Source organism: Streptomyces sp. NPDC002276, from assembly GCF_053891435.1.
Genome location: NZ_JBSFCQ010000008.1, coordinates 30865 through 53480, shown reverse-complemented (window position 1 = coordinate 53480; position 22616 = coordinate 30865). Strand labels below are relative to the sequence as shown.

Genomic DNA, 22616 nt, shown 5'->3' with positions numbered 1-22616 from the left:
GATGCGGGTCAGGCGATGAGCAGGCAGGCGTCCCAGGCGGATCGGGGTGGTGCGGCGGTGCCGGGCGCGAGGACGGCCAGGGCGATACCGGCGGCTCCGTCGAGGAAACCGGGTCCTCGCTCCTCGTCCTGTATGAGCGTCGCGGCGGCGTACGCGGGGTCGGTCCCCGGCGGATGAACTACGGTCAGGAGCGCGGGAATTGCGGCGCGGAGCCGTCCGACGGTCGAGGGGTGGGCGTCGTCGGCCGTGCGGGCGGCGATGTGGGCGAGGCCGGCGAAACCGTGACACAGACCGTTGTCCGTCGTGGCCCTCAGCTGGTCGGGATTGGTGAGGGCGGCCACGAGCGCGTTCTCCGCGTCGACCTGGCGGCTGGCGTCGCCGAGGGCGAGCGCGGCAAGTTGCTGGGCGCGGGCGAGACCGGCGGTGCCGTAGCACCATGACGGCCGTAGGGGTGCGGATGGGCCAAGTCGGCCTGTGGTCAGCTCACTTCGGGTGATCCAGTATGGCCACGCCGGTCCTCGGCCGGTGTCCTCTCGCCAGTGGTCCAGCCAGATCAGGATCCGTCTCAGTGCCTCGGTGTGGCCGTTGACGAGGGTGCCGTGCCGGGCGGCGAGTGCCAGCAGCGCGAGCACACCGCCGATGCCGTGTGCCATGCCGTTGTTGGCGTGCCCGCCGGGGAAACGGTCGTCCGGGCGGCCTGAGGGTCCCGTGCCCGTCCACCAGCCCGGCACCAACTCGCCCTCGCGCGTGATCGGTTGGGTGAGGCGTACGCAGTAGTCGAGTACGGCGCGGAGCGTAGTGGCGACGGGATTGCGGCGCAGGAGGTAGGCGCCGTAGCCGGTCAGGCCACGGATGGTGTCGAACTCTGCGATCGCCGGGAGGAGTTCGGAGTCGATGCGGCGGTGTGCGGCGTCGAGGCGAAGGTTCACGGCGGTGGTCATCTGGTGGTCGAGGGTGTCGAGGGCACGCTGGTAGGCGCCGGGTAGGTGATCGGCGGCGCAGGCCAGGGCGTGGGCGAAGGCGGGTGCCCCGTAGAAGGGGTGGCTGTCGGGGCCGCTGGTGAACGGTTCGCGGGAGGCGGCGGCGAGCCAGTCGTGGGCGCGCTGCCACGGTCCCAGTCCGGTTGAGGCCCGCTCGATGTGGAGGAGGGCGATGCCGGGAAGGCCGTAGGCAAGGTGCTGCCGATGGGCGGCCACCGGCCTAAGGCGTGCCGTGTGGGGGTCGGCGAGCTGGTGGGCGACGGCTGTTGCCAGGTCGAGCACGGTGTGGGTGGTCACGCTGTCCTCCCGGTGGCGCGTGCTGTCCAGGCCAGGGCGGCGGCGCGGGCGAGATAGAGGCAGACCGCTTCCTCGGGGAAGTTCACCGCGATGTGCCGTACGAAGTGGACGTGCAACAGGGAGGTCAGGACGTCGTCGACGTCGATGCCTTTGGTGTCCGGGCCGGGCAGGTGTGGCCGGTAGGCGGCGAGCGCTGCATCGCGGTCGGCCCACGCCGACACGATGGCTGCTCCTCCGGGGGTTGCACGCAAGGTCGCCCAGTCGTCGCGAGGGTCGGCGAGACGCACGGCATCGGTGAACTGCGGGCGCGGTACAGGCGCGGGGGCTCTGGGCGGGATGCGGTAGATCAACCAGCGCATCCCGACTTGAGTGCTGCCGAGGAACGCGGAAGCGATGGCAATGAAGTGTGCGGCCACCAGCGTGCGCTCGTGTGGACGTCGTGGCTGGGAGAGCTGGGCCAGGACTGCGCGCGAGTCCGCCCGGAACACATCTTCAGCCGCGTCCCATGCGGCACCGGAGCCCCAACGGCCCATCTCACGGTAGGAGGTTGGGTAACGCAGGTCGGCCAGCAGACCGGCGCCGCGCAGCTCGTCGGCCCATACGCTCACCGTCCGGGCCGTCTCGGCGAACGCCTCCAGAGCGGGGAGCGCGATACGCAGGCGTAAGTGCTGTTCGGGATCCCGAAAGCGGATGAACCACCACGGCGGGCCACCGAGTCGTTCGAGGAGGTCGGGCAAGTGGCGTGAGAGCAGGGTGTCTTGGCGGCGGGGATCTCCATACAGGGCGGCTAGGACCACCGATGAGGCGGCTGGTGTCTGGATCTGGGCCGGTGAGAGGGCGCGGGCTTGGGTGGGAGTGGGCAAGGGCGGCCATGTCGGCGGCCGGGTCGCCTTGACAGGCACCACGACCTCATGGGTACGGCCATCGCACCAGCCAAATGCATCGGATTCCGGGGCCTCGACGAGCACGGCCAGGTCCGTACGGTCGAGATGCTGACGGAGCAGCGTCCGGTGGCCGGCCTGGTCGAGATCGAGGAACAGCCGCCGGTCGTCCTCAACGAGGAAGACCCGCCGAGAGAGACGTCGTTGGGCCTGCCAGTCGGTGAGCGCGGCGTCCCACTCGGCCCGAGGGCGTGTACGGCTGGGCAGTTCGGGCGCTTCCAGCCGCCAGCGGGCCGGGGCCAGCACCGTGCGCCCGTACCGCAGACGCGGCAGGAACGGCATCGCCGCTGCGGCTCCCCAGTCGAACATGGTGACCTGCGCGCACTGGGCGCGGGACAACTCGGTGAGGAATCGCGCCAGGGGCGGAGTGTGCGTGCGCAGGTTCAGCGCGTGCATCCCGACGGCCTCGATGCGCTGGCCGTGTTCGGGGGCGGCCAGGTACATATGGCGGCCGTCGCAGCCCACCGCCAGGTCCTCGGGGCTGAGGACATCGTCGCCAGGAGCACGGTGTTCTTGGAGGCTGATCACGGTGGGCAGGATCTGCGGGGCGCGGGTGACGTGGGCGCTCTCGGGGAGCAGTGGTGGGAAAGAGAGCTGTGCGGGCACGGTATTGCCCTCCGCGGCCGGGAGATCGGCAAGCTCTGCGGCCAGCGCCTGACGATCGCCGGGGGCCAGCACGCCGAGGAACCGGCCCGTAGAGACGCCGACGCCGCGGGACACGCTCGCGACCTCCAGCCGGAACCGCCCGCGCTGCAACTCCCGCAGGCAGGGCGCATGCACCCGCACGCCGATCTCCAAGTGCGGCGGCAGTCGGGGCTCTTCGGGTCCCACGTCCAGGGCCGCGATCAGCTCGTCGGTGAGGAGTACCTCGTCGCGACCGTCGAGCGCGGCGGTCTGCGCGAGCCGTAGGAGAGTGTCATCCCGGGCGGAGACGCGAGGTCGGCGCGCACCCGCCGGAGTGCCTGGGTAGCCGTCGGGATATCCGGTGCCGCTGTCCGCCACGGCCTCTGAGAGAGGCACCATCGTGCCGATGCCGTAACGCTCGTAGAACCGCTGGTGGTATTCGCTCCACGCTGCGGTCCCGTACGGGCGAGTACCCACCCGGGCCAGAACGAGGGCGGCGCGCTCGATCTCTCGGGCTACGGCATCCGGCAGAACGATCTGTGCGTCCAGCCGCAGGTCGAACGCAACAGGGTGCTGACACAGCCCAGGTACGAGTTCCCGCATCCGCGCGGCGGCGCTGTCCCGGCCGCTCCGGGTGGCGCACTCCTCCAGACCCTCGCGAACAGCGCGCAGCTCGCGCACTGTCTCCGCGACTGGGCCGAGGGTTTCGGCGTCGATCGCGTCGAGCTGGTCGAGTAGATACCTGAGTACGTCGGGTTCGGTGCTCGGCGCGTGCAGACTCGTGATCAGCACGCGTCGCTGGATCAACTCCCCTAGTAGAGCATGTGACTTCATGTGCCCGGCCTCCGGGAACTCCGTCCTGAGCTTGTCTAAGAGGGTGCCGAAGCGGATCGGCGCCCGCGTCGCGGCAAGGACCGTGCGCACAGGGTCGGTCAGGGCCACGGACACCTCGACCGCGCGGGGCCGGTCGCCCTGGACATCGGGCTGGAACGGCACGATGAGCCGGTCTCCTCGGCACGTCACGGTGTTGTTGACGACGACGGGCAGCTGTTCGAGCAGGTCCGGGCATGACTCCAACTGCTCGATCACGGCTGCCAGCCACTCCGCCCCGGCGCGGCCGATGGCCACGTGCTCCCTGCCCCAAGCTGCACTTGCCTGCGGACCGAACTGCGCGGTAGCCACGCCGGCGAACAAGCCGAAAGGCGTTGCCCGGTGCTCGGAGCGCAGCAGATAGCGGGCCACGGACAGCGCCGTACGCCGCACGTCGCGCGCAGACGCCTTCTCGGCGGTGCACACGCCCCGTACCTGCGCGGCCAGGACTGGGCTGGCGTGTTGCAGGGCTTCGACGACGACGTCGTCCCACCAGACGGCGCGCAGCCACGCGGTACAGGTTGCTGATCCGTTGGACGAACGATCGTCGAAGTCAGGCAACGGCGGGAACGGCAGTGTCGACCGGGCAACAGCTCGTACGAGAGCGGTCGTTCCGGTTCGGAACGCTGAGGTCGGAGCAGCCACCACTACCTCCTTGGGTGAGGGACGGACGAGCGGTGCCGTCACGCCGTAGAGCGCGACGGCACCGGACCGGAGAGGCCCGAAGCCTCGGGTCAGGCGACGTTGGTCGTGCAGGCGCCGCAGGTGGAACCGCAGTTGTCGTCGGTCAGGTTGACCAGGCCCGCCAGGTCTGCGATCTCAACGAGGGAAACGTCGAGGTCGAACCCGTCCGTTACTGCCGGGGTCTGATGGCTCACCAGGGTGATGCTCGGTACTACGGTGCTGCGCTTCATGCCAACTCCCTTGCATGGTTGTGGTGTTGTGGTGGCGCCCGTCTCCGGCTGTACGGCACAGCACCGCACCGCCCGAAGCGGGAATCTGGTCAGACGGCCGTCGGCCGCCGCTCCATGAAGTAAGCGAGCGCCTGCGCCTTGAGGTGGTTGAGGCACGGCCACGGGAGCCTTCTCCTTTCTCAGGTGTTCGGGACGGTCGAGTTGGCCGTGCGGCAGTTCGGTGCGCAGACCCAGAGACGGAACAGCAGGCCCAGATGGTGTACGTCGCCCAGGATCCGGCCGCTCGCTCCCAGGTACCGGGCACAGTGGGCGCACTCCATCGCCATCTGCTGGTGGGGGCGGAGTTGGGCGACGTCCGGAAGGGGCAGGGGCATCGCGACCGGCGCGCTCACTCGTCGCCCTCGATGAGGAGTTCGGCCCAGACCTCTTTGCCCCACGGGCGCTTGCCCGAGCCGTGCAGGTCGTAGCCCCAGCGGTCGGCGACGGTGTCGATGAGGAGCAGGCCACGCCCTGACTCGTCGTCGTCATCGGGCGGACCAAGAACCGGCAGGCGCGAAGGTGCCCGGTCCACTACCCCGACCCGTATCCGTTCCGCGCTTGGCCGCCCGACCATCACGCGGATCGAGTGGCACGACGTATGCCTGACGGCGTTCGCGATCAGTTCCGAGATGATCAGCGCGGCGCGGTCGGCGAGGTTGTCGAGGTGCCATACGCCCAGGGCGTCACGCACGAGCTTGCGGCCGATCTCGGCCGTGGACGGCTCGCACGGGAAGGTCTGGCTGTAGGCGGGGTGGCTAGTGGAGGCGGCCTGAACTGGCGTACTGAGACTCGTCATTGAGGTTGAGCCTTCGTGTTGTCTCGGCGCCCGGACGCCCCTCGGGGAACTTCAGGGTCGAACCGGGCCGTCAACAGCCGCCCGTCACAAGTGGGGAGGTGATGGGCGACCAGCACCCAGACAACTCCCTTTCACAGCAAGCTGGTTAGGGCGATCAGGCGCTCATCCGAGGGGCCGACCTAGGGCGATTTGACGATCCATTTACCTGGCGGGTCTGGGGATGTGAGAGCTACCGTGCGGACATGGACACCACGCGCAACACCGTCCTGGAGGCGTGGATGGCCGAACACGGCTACAGCTCCAACAGCCTTGCAGACACGGTGAACAGGGCCTTAGAGCGACTGACCGGGAGACCCGGCGGCCTCGACGGATCATCAGTCCGGGCCTGGAAAGCGGGCCGGGTCAAGTGGCCAAAGTCGGCTACCCGCAAGGCACTTGAGGACGTCAGCGGCCTGCCTGTCATCGCCTTAGGGTTCGTGCCATGGGGCCGGGCTCGGCCCACCCCAGCCCCACCGCAGCAGGAGGACCCCGACATGAAGCGCCGTACCCTCGTCGGCGGCATCGCGGCGGCTGCCGTCGCAGCAGCCGCACCCGGCACCGCCTCCCCCCGCCGCATCGGCATGAGCGACGTCGACCGCCTCCAGAAGCGCTTCGCCGAACTCGTCGCCAGCGACCACCGCCACGGCGGCCAACTCGGTATCGAGCACCGGGCCGCCGCACTCGCCGACGAAGCGCTGAACCTCCAGAACGCCGGCAGTGCTACCCAGCGCGTACGCAGCAACCTCTACGCCTCCGCAGCCGCCTTCCGCTCCTCGGCGATGTGGGCCGCCATCGACGGCCGCCGCTACGACGAGGCCAAGGCGCACATGCGCGAGGCCCAGACCCTCGCCGAGATGTCCGGAGACCAGGCGATCAAGTTCCGCATCTGGAGCCACGCGGGAACCATGTACCGGCACATGGGCCGCCCCGCCGACGCATTCGCCGCCAACGACGTCGCCCGCAACCTCTACCTCACCCGCCGCGACCCCCTGTTTGCCTCCCTTGGCCTGGCCCGCCAGGGCGCCATCCACGGCGCGGCACAGGACCCCACCGGCACCCGCCGTGCCTTCGACCAAGCGCAGGACGCCATGCTGCGCGCCGACCCCGCCGACTACCGCCCGGTGTGGATGCTCGCCTTCTACGACCAAGCTGAACTGGACCACTTGGCCCTGTCTGCCTACCTTGCGCTCGGCGACTACCCGACCGCCGAGTTCCACGCCCACCGCTGCCTGTCGGCCCTCCGACCCCACATGGCCCGGTCCCGCGCCATCACCACGACCCGACTCGCACACGCCCAACTCGCCCAGGGCGCCCCAGAAGCCGCGACCGCCACCGCGATGAAGGTCCCTGCCGATGCCGCCACCCAGCACGCCAGAGTGACGCGCATGCTGCAGGAGTTCGGTGCAGCGCTGCGCGCCACCGCGCCGGGCAGTACCACCGTGCAGACGTGGACCGAGCATGCCGCGACCTGGAGGATGGCTGCATGAGCACGGCGCCCGCCATCGAACTGCGCACGTTCACCACCCTCGACGCCGTCCGCGGCGACCTCCTCGACGTGTACGCCGAGGTACGCGCCCCGCTCCTGTACCTGCCGAACTACGCGGTCACCGCATTCGGAGAGCGCCTGGACCGACACGGCACCGAGCCGGGGTTCACGGCCGTCCTCGCGTACGCGGACGGACATCCGGTCGGCTACGCCTACGGCAACACCATCGAACACGGCGACCGGTACTGGCAGCGCACCAGTCCCGCGCCTGCGGAGAAATACACCGAGCGTCCAGCCGTGGCCCTGAAGGAGATCGGCGTCCGGCCGGCCTGGCGGAAGACCGGCACCGCCCGACTTATCCATGACGCCTTCCTCACCACACGTGAGGAGCCGTTCGTCACGCTCATGGTCAACTCGGCGGCTGGGGACGGAAAAGTCCACGCGCTGTACGCGTCGTGGGGGTACGAGGACATCGGACAGAGCCAACCGTCTCCGGCCTCGCCGCTCCTCACGGTGATGATCCGCGCGAGCCGCTGATCGGCACGTGCCAGCGTCTTTTGTCGTGTGCTGTGACGTGGAAACTCGGCGGCACAAAGGTCCGGTTCGTGGTCTTGGCGCATCCGCGCCGCCGTACAGACCTGTTGCACGAGACAGCTCCCGACGCTGTACGGGATCTTGACGAGGCGCGCACCCTCGGCAACTGGAGCCTTCATGACGGATTGGCCTTCTCCCATGAGGAGGTCAGCGATGTCGCATCCGTCATCGAGAAAGCGGTCTTTCTCGTTTACGTACAGCCCGAACAACGTGTAGTCGTTCGACGCTCCTTCGAAGCCACCGCTGAGCCGCTGCACTGAGGCTGACCGCGACTCGTAACCTTTGCTGCGAGCGACGATAGGGACACCAGCCGTGGCTCAGCGGACAACCGACGACCAGCCCAAAACCCTACCGCCCGCCCTCGGATCCATGACCCTGCTGGTCGCCGCCGTCATCGTCCACGACAAGGCCACCAACCGCGTCGTCCGAGAACGCCAAGTTCGCCGAGGTGAGCCGCGCAAGCACGCCCAGGTCTGCTGGGTCGACACCGACGCCATCCCCGAAGAGTTCGTGGACACAACTGCCAACGCCCTCCGTCAATATCTTGGTGACGGCCCACAGGTGTCACTTGACGGTTGGAAGCAGTCGTAATCCCTCCGGGGATGGAGCTACTGCTGGTGGGCGTAATGACAAGGACCTCCAGCCAATGTGCAACTTGGCTGCGAGCACGGCCCGTTGCTCTTCCAGCGCGCTCATGCCGGACCATGCAGCGCACCCGTATGGCACCAGTCCGACCCGATCATGTCCCAGTCGGCCGGGGCTGTTGCGCGGGAGCGCGCGGAGATCAGGCTCTAGGCGGGATCGCGTGGTTGGCGTGCGTCTTGACCGTCGGTGGGCTCAGAGTGAGGCGCTCGGCGATCTCGGTGTTGGACATGCCGGTGTCGATCAGGGCGACGATTTCGCGTTCGTGTTCGGTCAGGTCCTCCAGGAGTCGGGGATCCGTGGCCGGTCCAGGCAACTCCGTCGGCAGCCCGCGTGAGTCATGCATGAGCGGACGACGTCAAGTTTCCATAATGATTGTCATTAGAGATAACCGGCTCTCTAGTAGTGACAATCATTTCCATCTACGGTCCGAGGTGAGGAACCCGTGAGGAACCCGCTCCCCCAGCCCGTCAAGGAGACCGAGTCGTGCGCACCACCGGCATCCCGATATCCCCCTCCGTATCCCGCTCCGTATCCCGCGCTGTACCCCGCTCCACCCGCCTGATCGCCGTCGGCCTGGCCACCGGAGCCGTCCTGGCCGTCACCAGCGGCTGCTCCACCGCCTCCACCGGCTCCTCCGATACCGCCGGTGCCGCCAACGCCGGGTCTACGACGGCCGGTAAGACCATCAAAGTCGTCGCGGCGGAGAACTTCTGGGGCAGCATCGCCTCCCAACTCGGCGGCAGCCACGCGCAGGTCAAGAGCATCATCGACAATCCGAACGCCGACCCGCACGACTACGAGCCGACCGCCGCGGACGGCCGACTCGTGGCCGGGGCCCAGTACACGATCGTCAACGGCATCGGCTACGACGCCTGGGCGGACAAGCTGCTGTCCGCCAACCCCGAGAGCGGCCGTACCGATCTGAAGGTCGGTGACCTGGTCGGCATCAAGCCGGGCGGCAACCCGCACCGCTGGTACTCGCCGGACAACGTCCACCAGGTGATCGAGAAGATCACCGCCGACTACAAGAAGCTCGACCCGGCCGACGCCGCCTACTTCGACGCGCGGAAGACGGCCTTCGAGACCAAGACCTTTGCCCCCTATGACAAGTTGATCGCCGACATCAAGGCCAAGTACGCCAACACTCCCATCGGCGCCTCGGAGTCCATCGTGACCCCGCTCGCCGAGGGGCTCGGTCTGAAGATGCTGACGCCCGAGTCGTTCCTGGACGCCATCAGTGAGGGCACCGACCCGACGGCCAAGGACAAGCAGACGATCGACCGGCAGATCAGCGAGAAGCTGATCAAGGTGTACGTCTACAACAGCCAGAACGCCACCCCCGATGTGCAGGCCCAGGTCAAGGCCGCCAAGGCGAAGGGCATCCCGGTCGCGACCGTGACCGAGACCCTCACCCCGGCCGGGGCGTCCTTCCAGGCGTGGCAGGTACGGCAGTTGGAGGGCATCGAGAAGGCCCTGGGGCAGGCGACGGGGCGGTGAGTACGGTGAATCCGGCCGCCTCCCGGCCGGGCGGCGACACAGCCCACCGGCACCGCGTTCCCGGGCAACCGGCCGTCGCCGAACTGCCCTCCTCCGTCGTGTCGTTGCGCGGCGCCGCCGTTCGCGTCGGCGGCCGGACCCTGTGGTCCGGGGTCGAACTGGAGGTCGGCGCCGGGGAGTTCGTGGCCGTCCTCGGTCCCAACGGAGTCGGCAAGTCGACCCTGGTCAAGATGCTGCTCGGCATCCTGCCTCCGGCCGCGGGTGAGGTCCGCGTCCTGGGCGAGGCGCCCGGCCGGGCGGGGCACCGGGTCGGCTATCTGCCGCAGCGGCGCAGTTTCGACGCGAGCCTGCGCATCCGCGGGACCGACATCGTGCGGCTGGGCCTCGACGGCGACCGCTGGGGCGTACCGCTGCCGTTGCCCGGCCGGTTCAGTGCCCGGCGGCGGGCGGCCCGGGACCGTGTCGCCGAGGTCGTCGAACTGGTCGGGGCGAGCGCGTACGCGCACCGGCCGATCGGCGAGTGCTCCGGCGGCGAGCAGCAACGGCTGCTGATCGCCCAGGCACTCGTCCGCGATCCCGAACTGCTGCTGCTGGACGAGCCGTTGGACAGTCTCGACCTGTCCCATCAGGGCGCGGTCGCCGCGTTGATCGGGCGGATCTGCCGGGAGGCGGGCGTCGGTGTCGTCATGGTCGCGCACGACGTCAACCCGATCCTGCCGTGGCTGGACCGGGTGGTGTACATCGCCGAGGGCGGTGCGGTCGCCGGACGGCCGCAGGACGTGATCACCACGGGGACGCTGTCGCGGCTGTACGGCGTGCCGGTGGAGGTGCTGCGTACCAGCGACGGGCGGCTGGTGGTCGTCGGCCAGCCCGAGGCGCCTGCCCGCCACACCGACCGGCACAGTGAGGCGGGCCGCCGTGAACTGGGCTGACACGGGCGCCGGTTGGTCGTGGAATCCGCTGACCGACCTTCAGCAGATCTGGGCGTTCCCGTTCATGGTCAACGCCTTCCGGGCCGGTACGGTCGTGGCCGTACTGGCCGCCGTGATGGGCTGGTTCATGGTGCTGCGCCGGCAGAGCTTCGCCGGACACACGCTGGCCGTGGTCAGTTTTCCCGGCGCGGCCTGCGCGACCCTGCTGGGCATCGGCGCGGGCTTCGGCTACTTCGCGTTCTGCGTCGGGGGCGCGCTGGTGATCGCCGCCATCCCGCGCGCCGGAGCGGGCGGAGGAGAGGGCGGGGGAGGACAGGAGTCGGCGCTCACCGGTACCGTCCAGGCGTTTCTGCTGGCCTGCGGATTCCTCTTCGTCGCCCTCTACAAAGGGTTCCTCGGCGGGGTCAACTCCCTTCTGTTCGGCAGCTTTCTGGGCATCACGACCGTCCAGGTGACCGTGCTGGCGGTCGTGGCCGCGCTCGCGCTCGGTGTGCTGGCGGTCATCGGGCGGCCGTTGCTGTTCGTCTCCGTCGACGCGGATGTCGCCGCCGGACGCGGGGTGCCGGTACGGGCCCTGTCCGTGGTCTTTCTCGTCCTGCTCGGAGCGGCGACCGCCGAGGCGAGTCAGATCACCGGCACGCTGCTGGTGTTCGCCCTGCTGGTGATGCCCGCCGCGACCGCCCAACAGCTCACGGCCCGGCCCGCGTTGAGCCTGACACTCTCGGTGGTGATCGCGCTCGCGGTGACCTGGACCGGGCTGATCGCCGCCTACTACTCGCCGTACCCGATCGGTTTCTACGTGACGACCTTCGCCTTCGCGGTCTACGTCCTGGCCCGCACGGGCCGCACCCTCACCGCGACCCTCGGCAGGTACCGGACGGTGGCAGCGGGTGCCGTCGCATGAGCGCCTTCACCCACCCGTACTTCACGCACGCCCTGCTGGCCGGTACGGCGATCGCGCTGGCGGCCGGTCTCGTGGGGTACTTCCTGGTGCTGCGCGCCCAGGTGTTCACCGGCGACGCGCTCAGCCACGTCGCGTTCACCGGGGCGCTCGCGGCCCTCGCGCTCGGCTACGACCTGCGGTTGGGGCTGTTCGCGGCGACCGTGGTGTTCGCCGTGGTGCTCGGCGCGCTGGGCCGCCGCAGCCGCGCCGACGACATCGTCATCGGCAGCCTCTTCTCCTGGATCCTGGGCCTGGGGGTCTTCTTCCTCACCCTCTACACCACGTCCCGCAACACCGGGAACGGCACCGCCGGCGTCACCGTCCTCTTCGGCTCGATCTTCGGACTCTCCACCGGGCAGGCGCAGTTGGCGGCCGTCGTCGCGGGTGTCATCTGCCTCGCCGTGCTCGCGGTCGCCCGCCCGCTGCTCTTCGCCTCCGTCGACGAGGCGGTGGCCACGGCCCGCCGGGTGCCGGTACGGCTGCTCGGCCTCGCCTTCCTGGTCCTGGTCGGCGCCTGCGCGGCCGAGGCCACCCAGGCGGTCGGCTCGCTGCTGCTGCTCGGCCTGCTCGCCGCCCCCGCGGGCGCGGCCCAACGGCTCACCGACCGGCCGTACCACGCCCTCGCCCTGTCCGCGGGACTAGCGGTGGCGGAGATGTGGGCGGGCCTCGCCCTCAGCTACTACGTCCCCCAACTGCCGCCCAGCTTCGCCATCATGGCCGTCGCAACCGCCGTCTACGCGGTCGCGCTCGTCGCCGTACGCCGGCCCCGCACCCGCATCCGCGCCCGCATCGGTATCGCGGAGGCGTGATGAGCGCACCGGCCGACGACCTGGATCTCATCGGCCGCCGCACCGCCCAACGCACCCGCGTCGTAAGGGCGTTGATCGACCACGGCGGTTTCGTCGGCGCCCGCGCGCTGCACGGGATCCTGGAGTCCCACGGTGCGCGGGTGGGCCTCAACACCGTCTACCGCACCCTGGCCGCGCTGGTGGGCGCGGGCCGCGCCGACGTCGTACGCGACCGGGGCGGTGAACGGCTCTTCCGGCACCGGCCGTTCGCCGAGCACCAGCACTATCTGCTGTGCCGCGGCTGCGGGTTGAGCACCCCGGTCGACTCCGAGGCGGTCGAGAGCTGGGCCGAGCGGGTGGCCGAGACCTCCGGTTTCGCGGAGGTCGAGCACACCGTCGAACTCACCGGGCTCTGTCCGCGATGCCGCTCAAGCTCACATTAGTAATGACATCCATTTTCATGTAGCGTTGCCGGCGACCCGTTCCCCGCGACCCGCGACCCACCGACCAGGAGGATCCCCATGGCCGTTCCCAAACGGAAGATGTCCCGCAGCAACACCCGCCACCGCCGCGCCCAGTGGAAGGCGGCCACGCCCGCGCTCGTGCCGATCACCATCGACGGCGTCCCGTACCTGGTACCCCAACGGCTGGCCAAGGCCTACGAACGCGGCCTGCTGCGCCCCGAGGGCTGACCGTCGTAGGGGCGCTCTTGGCCGCTCAGGTCGATACGTCGCAGAAGGTGGAGGACTTCCACGCAGCGGCGCAACCAGATCCTGGACAGCCTGTAGGGCCGCGGTCGCCTCGTACGGACCGTCAGGCGGCGTGGATCGTCCGGCCGCGGTGGAGGCGGCCGGGGATGCCGGTGAACTCCAGGTCCAGGCCGAGGCCGTCGCGTTCGGCGTGGAGGTGCAGGTGGGGTTCGGTGGTGTTGCCGGAGTTCCCCACCTCGCCGAGGAGTTGGCCCGCGCGGACGGTGTCGCCCCGGCTCACGGTCACCGAACCGGGGCGCAGATGCCCGAGTTTGACGATCTCGCGGCCGGTGTCGACGAACACGTGGTTGCCGTACGGGGGTTGGTAGCCGATCTCGCCCGGCTGCTGGTCCCGGACGGTGTCGGCGGCGGAGATCACGCGGCCGTCGCAGGGGGAGCGGACCGGGCGGCCGTACGCGGCGTAGGCGGCGAGATCGTGGCCCCGCCGGGTGCGGGTGCCGAGCGGGCCGAGGGCGACCAGGTCGAGCGCGCCGCGCTGCTCGGGCACCGGCGCGTGGTGGTTGAGCAGGCGCCCGCCGCCCTGGACGACGTACCAGGTGCCCTCCAGCGGGAACCGCAGCGGTCGCGACAGCGGCGCCCGCCAGCGGTGGCGGCGCGCGGCGGCGATCAGCCACAGCGATCCCGCGAGGAGCGCGAGGCCGCAGACGAGGCCCAGTGCGCCGTGGCCGTTCGGCAGGCCGGGGAGCCGCCACGCGGACGCGAGGGCCGCCACGGCACCGGCCTCGACGGTACGGCGCAGCGGGCGGGGCTGCCGTGCCGGTGCGCCGCGGCCTTCGACGATCACGTAGAAGGCCGCGAGGATCGCCAGGTCACCGAGCCAGGCGGTGCGGTCGGCGGCCGTCCAGACGGTCAGGATGTTCCAGAGGGTGACCACGATCAGGTACGTCGCCCAGGTCACGGGGGTGAGCGGGCGCGGGCGACGCCGTGGTGGTGTGTAGCGGGCGTCCTCGATGCGCAGCGCGGTGAGTTCCCCGTCCTGTGCCGCCTGGGCCCAGGCGCGTACCCGGCCCCGGCTGCCGGACACGATCAGTCCGTCGGGGCTGTCCGTCACCGCGTCGAGTTCCCCGACGCGGGCGAGCGTGCCGCGGACGATCCGCCGAAGCGCGTCCGCGCCGACCGCCTCCGTCACCCTCGGCGCGAGCCGCGCCCAGTCGTCCGGATCCGCCGTGAGGAAGAGCCGTAGAGCGCGGGCCTCCACCGACTGCGGCGGCTCGGACGGCGGCTCGGACATGGTCGGGGGCTCCCTTGCGAAGAGGAGGAAGAGGAGGGGGATCACATCATCACCGCCCGGTCGGGCGTCCGGCGAGCCCCAACGCCCGCCGGGCGCCGCTCTGTTGTCGTCCCCGGGTCAGTTCGCTGCGGGCTTCGTCGCGCGGACGATCGCCGAGTGCATGCCGTCCGCGACGGGGTGGGTCGGGGTGATGTCCACGTCGGTGAAGCCCGCCGCTTCGAGGCCGGTGCGGTACTCGGCGAAGGACAGGGCGCCCGCGACGCAGCCGACGTAGTCACCGCGTTCCGCGCGCTGTGCGGGGGTGAGGGTGTCGTCGGCGACGACGTCCGAGATCCCGATACGGCCGCCGGGGCGCAGGACGCGGAAGGTCTCGGCGAAGACGGCGGGCTTGTCGACGGAGAGGTTGATCACGCAGTTGGAGATGACCACGTCGATCGTGTTCGCGGGCAGGGGGACGGCCTCGATGGTGCCCTTGAGGAACTCCACGTTGGTCGCGCCGGTCCGCTCCGCGTTGCCGATGGCGAGGGCGAGCATCTCCTCCGTCATGTCCAGCCCGTACGCCCTGCCGGTCGGGCCGACGCGGCGGGCGGAGAGCAGGACGTCGATGCCGCCGCCGGAACCGAGGTCCAACACGCGTTCGCCTTCGCGGAGTTCGGCCACGGCGGTGGGGTTGCCGCAGCCGAGGGAGGCGGCGACCGCTTCGGCGGGGAGGGTGTCGCGGTCGGCGGTGGAGTAGAGGGCGGAGCCGAAGTTGTCGTCGATCTCGACGGGGGCGGGGCCGCAGCAGGCCGTGCCGCCCTCGGTGACCTTGAGGGCGGAGGCTGCGTAGCGCTTGCGGACGGTTTCGCGCAGGTCGGTGGAGTGTTCGTCGCTCATCGGGTCGCTCCCAGGCTAGGTGGACCAGCTTGCATTGACGTTTGTTGATACAAGCTTGCGCCCTGTATCGAAAGACGTCAACATAGAGGTATGTCGAAACAAGAGTGCCCGGGTCTGGCCGTCGCGCCGCTGGACGACGAGCGCGCCGCGGAACTGGCGAGGGTTTTCAAGGCACTTGGCGATCCCGTACGCCTGCGGCTGCTGTCGATGATCGCCTCGCGGGAGGGCGGCGAGGTCTGCGTGTGCGAGATGACACCGGCCTTCGACCTGTCGCAGCCGACGATCTCCCACCACCTCAAGCTCCTGCGCCAGGCCGGCCTCATCGACTGCGAACGCCGTGGGACGTGGGTGTACTACTGGGCGCTGCCCGGCGTCCTGGACCGGCTCGCGACGTTTCTGACGACGGCGCGGACTCCGGAAGTCACGCAGGCATGACCGCGTCCCTCGGCCGCCGGGTCGCCGCCGAGGCGATCGGGACCGGTCTGCTGGTGACGGTGGTCGTGGGCTCCGGCATCCAGGCGACGCGGCTGTCGCACGACGTCGGCGTACAACTGCTGGCCAACTCACTCGCCACCGTCCTCGGCCTGGGCGTGCTCATCACGCTGCTCGGGCCGGTATCCGGCGCGCACTTCAACCCCGTTGTCACCCTGGCCAGTTGGTTCGTCGGCCGTCGCGACGGCACCGGGCCGGGGCCGCGGGAGGTCGCCGCGTACGTCATGGCTCAGGCCGGCGGGGCGATCGCGGGCGCGGTGCTGGCGGACGCCATGTTCGCCGAGCCGTTGGTGCGGTTCTCCGGCCACGACCGGTACGCCGGTCATCTGTGGCTGGGGGAGATCGTCGCCACGGCCGGGCTGATCCTCCTCGTCCTCGGACTGGAACGGGTCGGCCGCGCCGCCCTCGCCCCGGCGGCCGTGGCCGCGTACATCGGGGCCGCCTACTGGTTCACCTCCTCGACCTCCTTCGCGAACCCCGCCGTCACGGTCGGCCGCGCCTTCACCGACACGTTCGCGGGGATCGCGCCGGGTTCGGTCGCACCGTTCGTCGGGGCGCAACTGCTGGGCGCCGTGGTCGGGTTGGCCGCGGTGGCCGTCGTATGCGAGCGTCCTGTCCATACGACGGACGCGGTCGTCCCACACAGCGAACCCGAACCCGAACCCGAACCCGAACTCGCCTCCTCCTGACCGCAAGGACACTGCCATGACCACGAGTTCCGCCGCCCCCCGTCCATCAGTCCTGTTCGTCTGTGTCCACAACGCGGGCCGTTCCCAGATGGGCGCCGCCTTTCTCACCCATCTCGCCGGTGACCGGGTCGAGGTCCGGTCGGCGGGCTCGGCCCCCGCCGACACGGTCAACCCGGCGGTGGTCGAGGCCATGGCGGAGGTGGGGATCGATGTCTCCGCCGAGACGCCGAAGGTGCTCACCGTCGAGGCCGTGCGGTCCTCGGACGTCGTGATCACGATGGGCTGCGGGGACGCCTGCCCCGTCTTCCCGGGCAAGCGGTACCTGGACTGGCAGCTCGACGATCCGGCGGGCCGGGGCGTGGACGCCGTACGGCCCGTCCGCGAGGAGATCGAACGCCGGGTACGCGGTCTGCTGGCCGAACTCGGAGTCGCCGTATGACACTTCTCGTCGCCGCCGTCATCGTCCACGACCGGGCCGAGGGCCGGGTCGTCCTCATCCAGCGGGGCGAGCAGGCCACGTTCGGCCGAGGCATGTGGGACCTCCCCGTCGGCAAGAACGAACCCGGCGAGCCCGTCACCGGGACCGCCGTGCGCGAGCTGTACGAGGAGACCGGGATCGTCGTGGCGCCGGAGTCCCTGAAGGTCGTGCACCTCATCCATGCCGCCAGCGGAGTGGACGCACCGCACGGCTTCCTCACCGTCGTCTTCGTCGCCGACAAGTGGACCGGCGCCCCCGAGAACCGCGAACCCCGCAAGCACGCCCAGGTCCGCTGGGTCCAAGTCGACGCCGTACCCGAGGAGTTCGTACGGGGAAACGGGCACGCCCTACGGCAGTACCTGGACGGGGTCGAAGCGCAGGTGTCGCCGTACGGGTGGGAGTAGGCGGCGGCTCGCGTTACCTCTCAGGTGTGAACCGGGCCGTCTCCAGGGTGGCTGAAACAGGTCTTTGGATCCATTCACGGAATCCCGAAGCGCAATGTCCAGGGGCATCAAGCTCTGCGAATCCGGGACATCTTCCGCATGTCCGGCGGACTTTTTCAGTCACAAGTGGATATTCACCCAACATATACAGTTTGTTGCCTAGTTGAGGACGAACACGGCACGAACACCGGGAGGTCCGAGTGAAGAAGATCCTGCTGACCACAGGACTCGTCGTACTACTCACGGCGGCGACGGCCGCGCCGACCATGGCCATCTCCGACACCGCATCGACGCCGTTGCCCGGCACGGGTGCCAAGGTCGAGGTCACCGCCTGGCAGTGCAGTGCCTACGCCGACAAGTGCTCCTTCAAGACGTCCACCAAGACGAAGAAGGGCAACGCGAGGTACAAGGTCAGCAAGATCAGCAACACGGCGACGGTGAAGGCGAACGGGTGGCAGGCCACCCTCGCGCTGAGCCCCAGCGGTACGCAGGTCAGTGAGAGTACCCGTCAGGTCAGCTGGACCAACCAGAACAGCTGGATCGCCGATGTCAGTGGCATCGCCGACCCCGGCGGCTCGCTCAACACGAGTATCACCACTTGCTCCGACGGCGGCGCCTTCAAGTCCGGCGTCAAGGCGTTCGCTTCGGCCTGTGCGAACGACTGAGCGGCATGGAGCACAGCCTCCTGCGAAGGCGAACCGGGCGGAGTGGCCAGGTGTTCGTCACCGCGGCCGTGGCGGTCGCCGGGGCGGCCCTGGGCGTCTCGCTGTTCGGTAGCGGGTCGGTGGACCGGCCCGACCGACCCGGTACCGATCTGGCCGTGCAACTCGACGCGCTGCGCGGCGCCAACGATCTCGTACGGGCCGGTCGTGCCGAGGTCGGGCGTGATCCCGCGCTGTACCCGACCGCGTACGGACGCCTGGAAGCCGCGCTTCCCACCGGAGGCCGGGCCGGCGGCGTACCCGTCCCCGCGATTCGTCCGGCCGCCCTGGCGCGTCTCGTCCGCACCGACCTCCTCGACACCCCCGCCTGGCGGGCGTACTACGTGTGTCTGTCACTGTCGGCCTCCCAGGATTCCCGAGCCTCCGGAGCGTCCCGGGCCGCCGACGCCGTTGCAGTCCTGGAACGGGCGGGGCTCCGTGCGCAGGCCGAAAAGGAGGCGCTCGACTATCTGCGGGCGCCGGCCGCCGGGGACGATGCCGTGACATCGCTCGCCACGCGTGCCGCCTTCCTGCGGACGATGGCCTGCCTGGGCCGTGCCGACCAGGCGTCCCCCGGGGCACTGTCTCGTCTCGCTGCCGACACCGCTCGCGCCGACCAGCCTGTGCCGACGCTGTACGCCGTCGAGGCGCTGCGGGCCGTCGGGGTGCGGGCCCGCGCCGACAGGGTCCTCCAGCACGCCGACGCCGGTCGAACGACGGCCGACTGCGCCGGGCTCGAACCCATCCAGCGAGCGGCGTCGGCGCTTCTCGGGGCGCGGCTGACGCGGCAGACGCGGACCTGTCTGCAGTTCGCCCTGCACGATCCCGACCCACAGACACGGTGGCTGGTCCGGCGGGCGCTCGCCCTCGGCACCCCCGACACGTCCTCGCCGCTTCCCGCGCCACCGGTGACCGTCCGGCCCGACGGTCTCGTGGCCAAGTCCCCGACCCAACTCGGCACGCTCACCGCCACGTACAACGCCGCACGGGCCCTGACCGCCAGCGGCAGGCAGCAGCAGGTACCGGTCTGGCTGAAGAGACGGCTGAAGCAGTTGGGTTCGGACACCGGCCTCGATCCGTCCGACAGGCTCCCGCTCGCCATGACGTGCCACCGGCTGTCCCTGGATTGCGGACCGCAGGCCGAAAAGGGTGCCGAGGAGGCGGCCGCACGCACGGTACCGGTCCGCATGACCACACGGAACCAGCACAGTTGGTACGGCGCGACGGCCGCGCGTGCGGAGTTCGGTCTGGGCTGTCCGCGCACCTCCGTGGAGCCGCCCGCGCGGAAGGGCACCGCGCTCGCCGCCCCTGTGTTGCACGCTGTGGTGGTGCTCGCCGACGCCGGGTGCGCGACTCAGGCGCAACGGCTCACGGAGGGCAGCGACCTCGTCCGACAGGCCCGACAGGCCCTCCGCGACGGGGAGTTGACGGTCGCCTCCGACGCGGTTCAGGCGGCCCTCGGCACCGACCAGAACATCCCGCAGGCTTTCTGGGACGAGCTTCCGGCGTCGCTGAAGTCCTACCGCGATGCCGAATTCCCCGACCTGTACGCCGACTCGCCGGGCGGGACCGCTTCGGCCGACGCCACGAGAGCCGCGTACTACCTCCTTGCCTGAACCCGTACCCGCCCCCGTTTCCCCACCTCAGAAGGGCAGCTGCCGTATGAACACCGCCTCCCCACCGGTCGTCCAGGGTGAAGGTCTGGCCTTCACATACGCGGCAGGTGGTGGTCTGAGCCGGGCGGATCTCACGCTGCGGGCCGGGACGGTGGCGGCCGTCGAGGGGCCGTCCGGGTCGGGGAAGAGCACGCTGCTCGCCCTCCTCGGGCTCATTCTTTCGCCGAGTGCCGGCTCTCTGCACATCGCCGGTACGGACACCGGGGCGCTGTCGCCGGCCGGCCTGGACGCGTTGCGGTTGCGTTCGATCGGGATCGTGCTTCAGGACCTTGGGCTGCTCTCGTTCCTCAACGCCTGGGAGAACGTCGCCGCCGCTTTCGGGCCGCGGCTGTCCCGGCACCGTACGGCGGCCCGTGCCCTGCTGGGGGAGTTGGGCATGGAGCATCTCGCGGAGTCGCCCGTCACCGAACTCTCCGGTGGACAGCGGCAGCGCATCGCCGTGGCCCGGGCCGCCGTGAAGGAACCCGCGCTCGTCCTCGCCGACGAGCCGACCTCGGGGCTGGACCCGAAGAACGCCAACTCCGTGATGAGTTCCCTGCGTTCGTGTGCCGACCGGGGTGCGGCCGTGCTGCTCGTGACGCACGACTCCGCCGTCGCCGATGCTTGCGATCAGCGGTATGTGCTCGACGAGGGTGTGCTGTCGGGCGTGCGTGAGGAGACACGCGGATGAGTCGTTGGAGTCTCTACACCTGGAGCCGTGACCGGCGTTCGCTGCGTCGGGCCCTGCCTACCCTCGCTGTTCTTGCCGCGCTGCTGACCGCGTCCGCCGGGGTCGCGGCCGGTGCGGCGCGTGCCGTGGAGCGGGACGTGCTCAGCTCCGGTGGGCTCACGCAGATCGAGCTCTCCTCGTTCGAGGGCGATGCGTCGGTACGGGCGCTCACCACCTCGGCCCTGCGGGAAGCCGCGCGTGTACCAGGTGTGCGGCAGGTCGCCGCCGACTACTCCGCCGTTCTGTACGCGGAGGGGAGCGGGACGTATGACCTGACCACCCACACTCTGGCTCCGGGGGACGAACTGCCGGTCCTCAGAGGGGAGTTGCCCGCGCGACTCGGTCCGGACGAGGTCGTGCTGCCCGCTGCCGCGCAGGGGACCGACTTCACCCCGCTCCTCGGACGGTCCGTCGTCTTCGGGTACACCCGGGCGACCGGCGCCGCGTCCGGTACGAGCGCTGTGCTGAGGCTGAGGATCGTCGGCCTGTACGACCCGAGTTGGCAGGCCGACGGGCCCGGCGTCGCCTATCTCTCGCAGGACACGGCCGCGTTGCTCGCCGCGGCGCGCGCCGGACAGTCGTCGGGAGCATTCCAGGCACGGGAGGGGGCCCAGTCCGCCGTCGTGGTCGTCGAGCATCAGCGGCAGGTGGCCGCGGTCACCAAGTCCCTTCAGGACAAGGGGTTTTCGGCCGCCGCGGTGTCCGACCGGGTGCGTGACCTGCCCGGGTTGTTCGGTGCGGCGGATCTCGCGATGCGTGTCGGTGTGCTGGTTCTTGCGCTCGGCGCCCTCGCGCTCGGTGCCGTTCGGGCCGCGGACAGCGCGCGGGCCCGGATCGGTCAGTTCGCGATCCTGCGGATCCTCGGGTCCGGGCGGCCCGAACTCCGCCGGATCCTGCTGGGCGAGGCCGTGCTGTCGGGTGGGGTGGCGGGGGTGGTGGGCTCGGTCGTCGGTGCGGTCGCGTCCGCGGCGCTGGCCGGTCCGTTGAGTGACCTGCTCGGGTTGCCCATCTCCGTCACCGACGCTCTGCCGGGGCCGGGTTGGGCCGTCGCTGCGCTGCTCCTGCCCGCCGTCGGGCTGGCCGTCGGGACCCTCTTCGGTAGCCGCGAGGCCCTCCGTCGGGACCCTTACCTCACGGCACGGGCGCACAGCTGAACGCTTTCTACAGCGCCGACTTCACCGCCCGGAGCACCGCGTCCGCCATCCCCCGCTCCCCCCGAGCGTTCGGATGCACCGGTGCTGCCGGATTCTCCGTTACGAGTGGTTCGATCCAGCGGGTGTTCTTCGATGTGCAGGCGTTGTGGTCGGTGGAGGGGGTGTACGTGTCGACGTAGGAGACTCCCGCCTTCGAAGCCTGTTGCCGCAGCGTGGTGTTGAGTTGTTGTTCCTTCTCGCGGAGGAAGGTCACGTCGCCCGGTGCGAGGGACATTTCGCGGCCGCAGTCGGCGCTGTCGGTGGGGAGGAGCGCCGGGTAGGAGACGACGTAGACGCGGGCTTCGGGGGCGCGGCGTTTTACCTCGGTCAGGATGCGGGTGAGGCGGTCGCCCGCCGTTGTGATCTTCTTCGTTACGGCGTCGGAGCCGGCCTCGCGGGCGCAGGGCGCGTCCTCCGTGAAGTACTTGCCGCTGCCGGTGAGTTGGTAGAGGGCGCCCATCGCGACGCATCGTTTGATCATCGAGCTGAAGCCGATGTCGTTGCCGCCGATGCCGACTGTCACCAGGCGGGTGTCCGACGAAAGTGCCCTGAGCTGGGGCGGGTTGGTGCCGTTGTCGGTGTGCTGGGCCGACGTGAGGTCGGACGTCGTGGCGCCGCTGCAACTCACATCGCGGAACTTGCTGCCTTTCAGGCCGAGTTCGGCGGCCACGAGGGCCGGGTAGTTGCCGGCCGAGCGGTCGCAGCCGGCGGGGGTGCCGGTGGGGTCGGTGATGCCGGGGCCCGCGGTGTAGGAGTCGCCGAGGGCCACGTACGGGCCCTTCGACGTGGTCGAGTAGGTGACGCCGGTGTGGTTGTCGTCGCCGTCGCGGGTGACCAGGACCACCGTGAGCAGCGTGCCGCAGGCGAGGAGCCCGGCCACCCCGGCCTGCACTGAGGTTTTCATCGAAGTGGCCTTTCTTGCCGTCTCTGAATGGTGAGTTGTGGACGTCCGCGGGCCCGGCGACGGGCGGGG

At 70.2% G+C, this 22616-nt stretch carries 27 protein-coding genes; 18 read left to right on the top strand and 9 right to left on the bottom strand.

Annotated features, from left to right (window positions below):
• Window positions 1-8 precede the first annotated feature (8 nt).
• The 5 genes from ACWIHT_RS21235 to ACWIHT_RS21215 all read right to left on the bottom strand — a co-directional run bounded on the left by ACWIHT_RS21235 (window position 9) and on the right by ACWIHT_RS21215 (window position 5461).
• Window positions 9-1277, bottom strand: coding sequence for a lanthionine synthetase C family protein (locus ACWIHT_RS21235; protein ID WP_456169715.1), 1269 nt, complete (start codon window positions 1275-1277; stop codon window positions 9-11).
• Window positions 1274-4273, bottom strand: a complete 3000-nt coding sequence (locus ACWIHT_RS21230) for a lantibiotic dehydratase (RefSeq protein ID WP_456169714.1) — start codon at window positions 4271-4273, stop codon at window positions 1274-1276. Before ACWIHT_RS21230 ends, ACWIHT_RS21235 begins: the two co-directional genes overlap by 4 nt.
• Before the next feature lie 173 nt (window positions 4274-4446).
• Complete coding sequence (locus tag ACWIHT_RS21225; RefSeq protein WP_456169713.1) at window positions 4447-4626, bottom strand: FxLD family lanthipeptide; 180 nt, start codon at window positions 4624-4626, stop codon at window positions 4447-4449.
• A 179-nt stretch (window positions 4627-4805) separates the two neighbouring features.
• Complete coding sequence (locus tag ACWIHT_RS21220) at window positions 4806-5018, bottom strand: hypothetical protein (RefSeq protein WP_456169712.1); 213 nt, start codon at window positions 5016-5018, stop codon at window positions 4806-4808.
• On the bottom strand, window positions 5015-5461 hold the full coding sequence (locus tag ACWIHT_RS21215) for an ATP-binding protein (RefSeq protein ID WP_456169710.1): 447 nt from the start codon (window positions 5459-5461) through the stop codon (window positions 5015-5017). Before ACWIHT_RS21215 ends, ACWIHT_RS21220 begins: the two co-directional genes overlap by 4 nt.
• Before the next feature lie 242 nt (window positions 5462-5703).
• On the opposite strand from ACWIHT_RS21215, the gene ACWIHT_RS21210 reads away from it, so the two are divergent.
• Genes ACWIHT_RS21210 through ACWIHT_RS21195 form a run of 4 tightly spaced genes read left to right on the top strand, consistent with a single transcriptional unit; the run spans window position 5704 to window position 8171 of the window.
• Entirely contained in the window at window positions 5704-6987 is a 1284-nt protein-coding gene (locus ACWIHT_RS21210) for an XRE family transcriptional regulator (protein WP_456169708.1), read from the top strand.
• Window positions 6984-7523, top strand: a complete 540-nt coding sequence (locus ACWIHT_RS21205) for a GNAT family N-acetyltransferase (RefSeq protein ID WP_456169707.1) — start codon at window positions 6984-6986, stop codon at window positions 7521-7523. Before ACWIHT_RS21210 ends, ACWIHT_RS21205 begins: the two co-directional genes overlap by 4 nt.
• 32 nt (window positions 7524-7555) lie before the next feature.
• The gene (locus ACWIHT_RS21200) at window positions 7556-7840 is read left to right on the top strand and encodes a hypothetical protein (protein ID WP_456169706.1); all 285 of its coding nucleotides are present in this window, start codon (window positions 7556-7558) and stop codon (window positions 7838-7840) included.
• A gap of 52 nt (window positions 7841-7892) precedes the next feature.
• Window positions 7893-8171, top strand: a complete 279-nt coding sequence (locus tag ACWIHT_RS21195) for a hypothetical protein (protein ID WP_456169704.1) — start codon at window positions 7893-7895, stop codon at window positions 8169-8171.
• Window positions 8172-8364: 193 nt separating this feature from the next.
• Here the strand turns inward: ACWIHT_RS21195 and ACWIHT_RS21190 are convergent, their stop codons facing one another.
• Window positions 8365-8568, bottom strand: coding sequence for a helix-turn-helix domain-containing protein (locus tag ACWIHT_RS21190; RefSeq protein ID WP_456169703.1), 204 nt, complete (start codon window positions 8566-8568; stop codon window positions 8365-8367).
• Window positions 8569-8708: 140 nt separating this feature from the next.
• Between ACWIHT_RS21190 and ACWIHT_RS21185 the strand changes: the two genes are divergently transcribed.
• The 6 genes from ACWIHT_RS21185 to rpmF all read left to right on the top strand — a co-directional run bounded on the left by ACWIHT_RS21185 (window position 8709) and on the right by rpmF (window position 13077).
• Window positions 8709-9722 (top strand): metal ABC transporter solute-binding protein, Zn/Mn family, encoded by a 1014-nt coding sequence (locus ACWIHT_RS21185; RefSeq protein WP_456169701.1) that lies wholly within the window; start codon window positions 8709-8711, stop codon window positions 9720-9722.
• A 98-nt stretch (window positions 9723-9820) separates the two neighbouring features.
• The gene (locus tag ACWIHT_RS21180; RefSeq protein ID WP_456170049.1) at window positions 9821-10654 is read left to right on the top strand and encodes a metal ABC transporter ATP-binding protein; all 834 of its coding nucleotides are present in this window, start codon (window positions 9821-9823) and stop codon (window positions 10652-10654) included.
• Window positions 10641-11558, top strand: coding sequence for a metal ABC transporter permease (locus ACWIHT_RS21175; RefSeq protein ID WP_456169700.1), 918 nt, complete (start codon window positions 10641-10643; stop codon window positions 11556-11558). The genes ACWIHT_RS21180 and ACWIHT_RS21175 overlap by 14 nt, the downstream gene beginning before the upstream one ends.
• The gene (locus tag ACWIHT_RS21170; RefSeq protein WP_456169699.1) at window positions 11555-12406 is read left to right on the top strand and encodes a metal ABC transporter permease; all 852 of its coding nucleotides are present in this window, start codon (window positions 11555-11557) and stop codon (window positions 12404-12406) included. Before ACWIHT_RS21175 ends, ACWIHT_RS21170 begins: the two co-directional genes overlap by 4 nt.
• Window positions 12406-12828 (top strand): Fur family transcriptional regulator, encoded by a 423-nt coding sequence (locus ACWIHT_RS21165; RefSeq protein ID WP_456169698.1) that lies wholly within the window; start codon window positions 12406-12408, stop codon window positions 12826-12828. Before ACWIHT_RS21170 ends, ACWIHT_RS21165 begins: the two co-directional genes overlap by 1 nt.
• A 78-nt stretch (window positions 12829-12906) precedes the next feature.
• On the top strand, window positions 12907-13077 hold the full coding sequence (gene rpmF / locus ACWIHT_RS21160) for a 50S ribosomal protein L32 (protein WP_328930860.1): 171 nt from the start codon (window positions 12907-12909) through the stop codon (window positions 13075-13077).
• Window positions 13078-13198: 121 nt separating this feature from the next.
• Here rpmF and ACWIHT_RS21155 read toward each other — a convergent pair whose 3' ends face one another.
• Together ACWIHT_RS21155 and arsM are read right to left on the bottom strand one after the other, a co-directional pair.
• Window positions 13199-14386: a M23 family metallopeptidase gene (locus tag ACWIHT_RS21155; RefSeq protein WP_456169697.1), complete on the bottom strand. Its 1188-nt coding sequence runs from the start codon at window positions 14384-14386 to the stop codon at window positions 13199-13201.
• Between the two features lie 117 nt (window positions 14387-14503).
• On the bottom strand, window positions 14504-15262 hold the full coding sequence (gene arsM, locus ACWIHT_RS21150) for an arsenite methyltransferase (RefSeq protein WP_456169696.1): 759 nt from the start codon (window positions 15260-15262) through the stop codon (window positions 14504-14506).
• A gap of 90 nt (window positions 15263-15352) precedes the next feature.
• Between arsM and ACWIHT_RS21145 the strand changes: the two genes are divergently transcribed.
• The 8 genes from ACWIHT_RS21145 to ACWIHT_RS21110 all read left to right on the top strand — a co-directional run bounded on the left by ACWIHT_RS21145 (window position 15353) and on the right by ACWIHT_RS21110 (window position 21604).
• Window positions 15353-15697: an ArsR/SmtB family transcription factor gene (locus tag ACWIHT_RS21145; protein WP_456169695.1), complete on the top strand. Its 345-nt coding sequence runs from the start codon at window positions 15353-15355 to the stop codon at window positions 15695-15697.
• Window positions 15694-16443 carry an aquaporin gene (locus tag ACWIHT_RS21140; RefSeq protein WP_456169694.1) on the top strand — a complete coding sequence of 250 codons (750 nt, stop codon included), beginning with the start codon at window positions 15694-15696 and terminating at the stop codon, window positions 16441-16443. The genes ACWIHT_RS21145 and ACWIHT_RS21140 overlap by 4 nt, the downstream gene beginning before the upstream one ends.
• Before the next feature lie 16 nt (window positions 16444-16459).
• Complete coding sequence (locus ACWIHT_RS21135) at window positions 16460-16882, top strand: arsenate reductase ArsC (protein ID WP_456169693.1); 423 nt, start codon at window positions 16460-16462, stop codon at window positions 16880-16882.
• Window positions 16879-17325 carry an NUDIX domain-containing protein gene (locus ACWIHT_RS21130; protein WP_456169691.1) on the top strand — a complete coding sequence of 149 codons (447 nt, stop codon included), beginning with the start codon at window positions 16879-16881 and terminating at the stop codon, window positions 17323-17325. Before ACWIHT_RS21135 ends, ACWIHT_RS21130 begins: the two co-directional genes overlap by 4 nt.
• 239 nt (window positions 17326-17564) lie before the next feature.
• On the top strand, window positions 17565-18029 hold the full coding sequence (locus ACWIHT_RS21125; protein WP_431251824.1) for a hypothetical protein: 465 nt from the start codon (window positions 17565-17567) through the stop codon (window positions 18027-18029).
• 50 nt (window positions 18030-18079) lie between these two features.
• Window positions 18080-19681, top strand: a complete 1602-nt coding sequence (locus ACWIHT_RS21120; RefSeq protein WP_456169689.1) for a hypothetical protein — start codon at window positions 18080-18082, stop codon at window positions 19679-19681.
• 46 nt (window positions 19682-19727) lie between these two features.
• Window positions 19728-20411 carry an ABC transporter ATP-binding protein gene (locus tag ACWIHT_RS21115; protein ID WP_456169688.1) on the top strand — a complete coding sequence of 228 codons (684 nt, stop codon included), beginning with the start codon at window positions 19728-19730 and terminating at the stop codon, window positions 20409-20411.
• A complete protein-coding gene (locus ACWIHT_RS21110; RefSeq protein ID WP_456169687.1) occupies window positions 20408-21604 on the top strand; it encodes an FtsX-like permease family protein in 1197 nt (398 codons plus the stop codon). Before ACWIHT_RS21115 ends, ACWIHT_RS21110 begins: the two co-directional genes overlap by 4 nt.
• Before the next feature lie 7 nt (window positions 21605-21611).
• Here the strand turns inward: ACWIHT_RS21110 and ACWIHT_RS21105 are convergent, their stop codons facing one another.
• Window positions 21612-22547 (bottom strand): SGNH/GDSL hydrolase family protein, encoded by a 936-nt coding sequence (locus tag ACWIHT_RS21105; protein ID WP_456169685.1) that lies wholly within the window; start codon window positions 22545-22547, stop codon window positions 21612-21614.
• Between the last annotated feature and the right edge of the window lie 69 nt (window positions 22548-22616).

Excerpts from the sequence above, each read along its gene's own strand:
- ACWIHT_RS21225 (WP_456169713.1), bottom strand. The coding sequence starts at position 4,626 with ATGAAGCGCAGCACCGTAGTACCGAGCATCACCCTGGTGAGCCATCAG.
- ACWIHT_RS21215 (WP_456169710.1), bottom strand. The coding sequence starts at position 5,461 with ATGACGAGTCTCAGTACGCCAGTTCAGGCCGCCTCCACTAGCCACCCC.
- ACWIHT_RS21210 (WP_456169708.1), top strand. The coding sequence starts at position 5,704 with ATGGACACCACGCGCAACACCGTCCTGGAGGCGTGGATGGCCGAACAC.
- ACWIHT_RS21205 (WP_456169707.1), top strand. The coding sequence starts at position 6,984 with ATGAGCACGGCGCCCGCCATCGAACTGCGCACGTTCACCACCCTCGAC.
- ACWIHT_RS21190 (WP_456169703.1), bottom strand. The coding sequence starts at position 8,568 with ATGCATGACTCACGCGGGCTGCCGACGGAGTTGCCTGGACCGGCCACG.
- ACWIHT_RS21170 (WP_456169699.1), top strand. The coding sequence starts at position 11,555 with ATGAGCGCCTTCACCCACCCGTACTTCACGCACGCCCTGCTGGCCGGT.
- ACWIHT_RS21165 (WP_456169698.1), top strand. The coding sequence starts at position 12,406 with ATGAGCGCACCGGCCGACGACCTGGATCTCATCGGCCGCCGCACCGCC.
- rpmF (WP_328930860.1), top strand. The coding sequence starts at position 12,907 with ATGGCCGTTCCCAAACGGAAGATGTCCCGCAGCAACACCCGCCACCGC.
- ACWIHT_RS21155 (WP_456169697.1), bottom strand. The coding sequence starts at position 14,386 with ATGTCCGAGCCGCCGTCCGAGCCGCCGCAGTCGGTGGAGGCCCGCGCT.
- arsM (WP_456169696.1), bottom strand. The coding sequence starts at position 15,262 with ATGAGCGACGAACACTCCACCGACCTGCGCGAAACCGTCCGCAAGCGC.
- ACWIHT_RS21145 (WP_456169695.1), top strand. The coding sequence starts at position 15,353 with ATGTCGAAACAAGAGTGCCCGGGTCTGGCCGTCGCGCCGCTGGACGAC.
- ACWIHT_RS21140 (WP_456169694.1), top strand. The coding sequence starts at position 15,694 with ATGACCGCGTCCCTCGGCCGCCGGGTCGCCGCCGAGGCGATCGGGACC.
- ACWIHT_RS21135 (WP_456169693.1), top strand. The coding sequence starts at position 16,460 with ATGACCACGAGTTCCGCCGCCCCCCGTCCATCAGTCCTGTTCGTCTGT.
- ACWIHT_RS21130 (WP_456169691.1), top strand. The coding sequence starts at position 16,879 with ATGACACTTCTCGTCGCCGCCGTCATCGTCCACGACCGGGCCGAGGGC.
- ACWIHT_RS21115 (WP_456169688.1), top strand. The coding sequence starts at position 19,728 with ATGAACACCGCCTCCCCACCGGTCGTCCAGGGTGAAGGTCTGGCCTTC.
- ACWIHT_RS21110 (WP_456169687.1), top strand. The coding sequence starts at position 20,408 with ATGAGTCGTTGGAGTCTCTACACCTGGAGCCGTGACCGGCGTTCGCTG.
- ACWIHT_RS21105 (WP_456169685.1), bottom strand. The coding sequence starts at position 22,547 with ATGAAAACCTCAGTGCAGGCCGGGGTGGCCGGGCTCCTCGCCTGCGGC.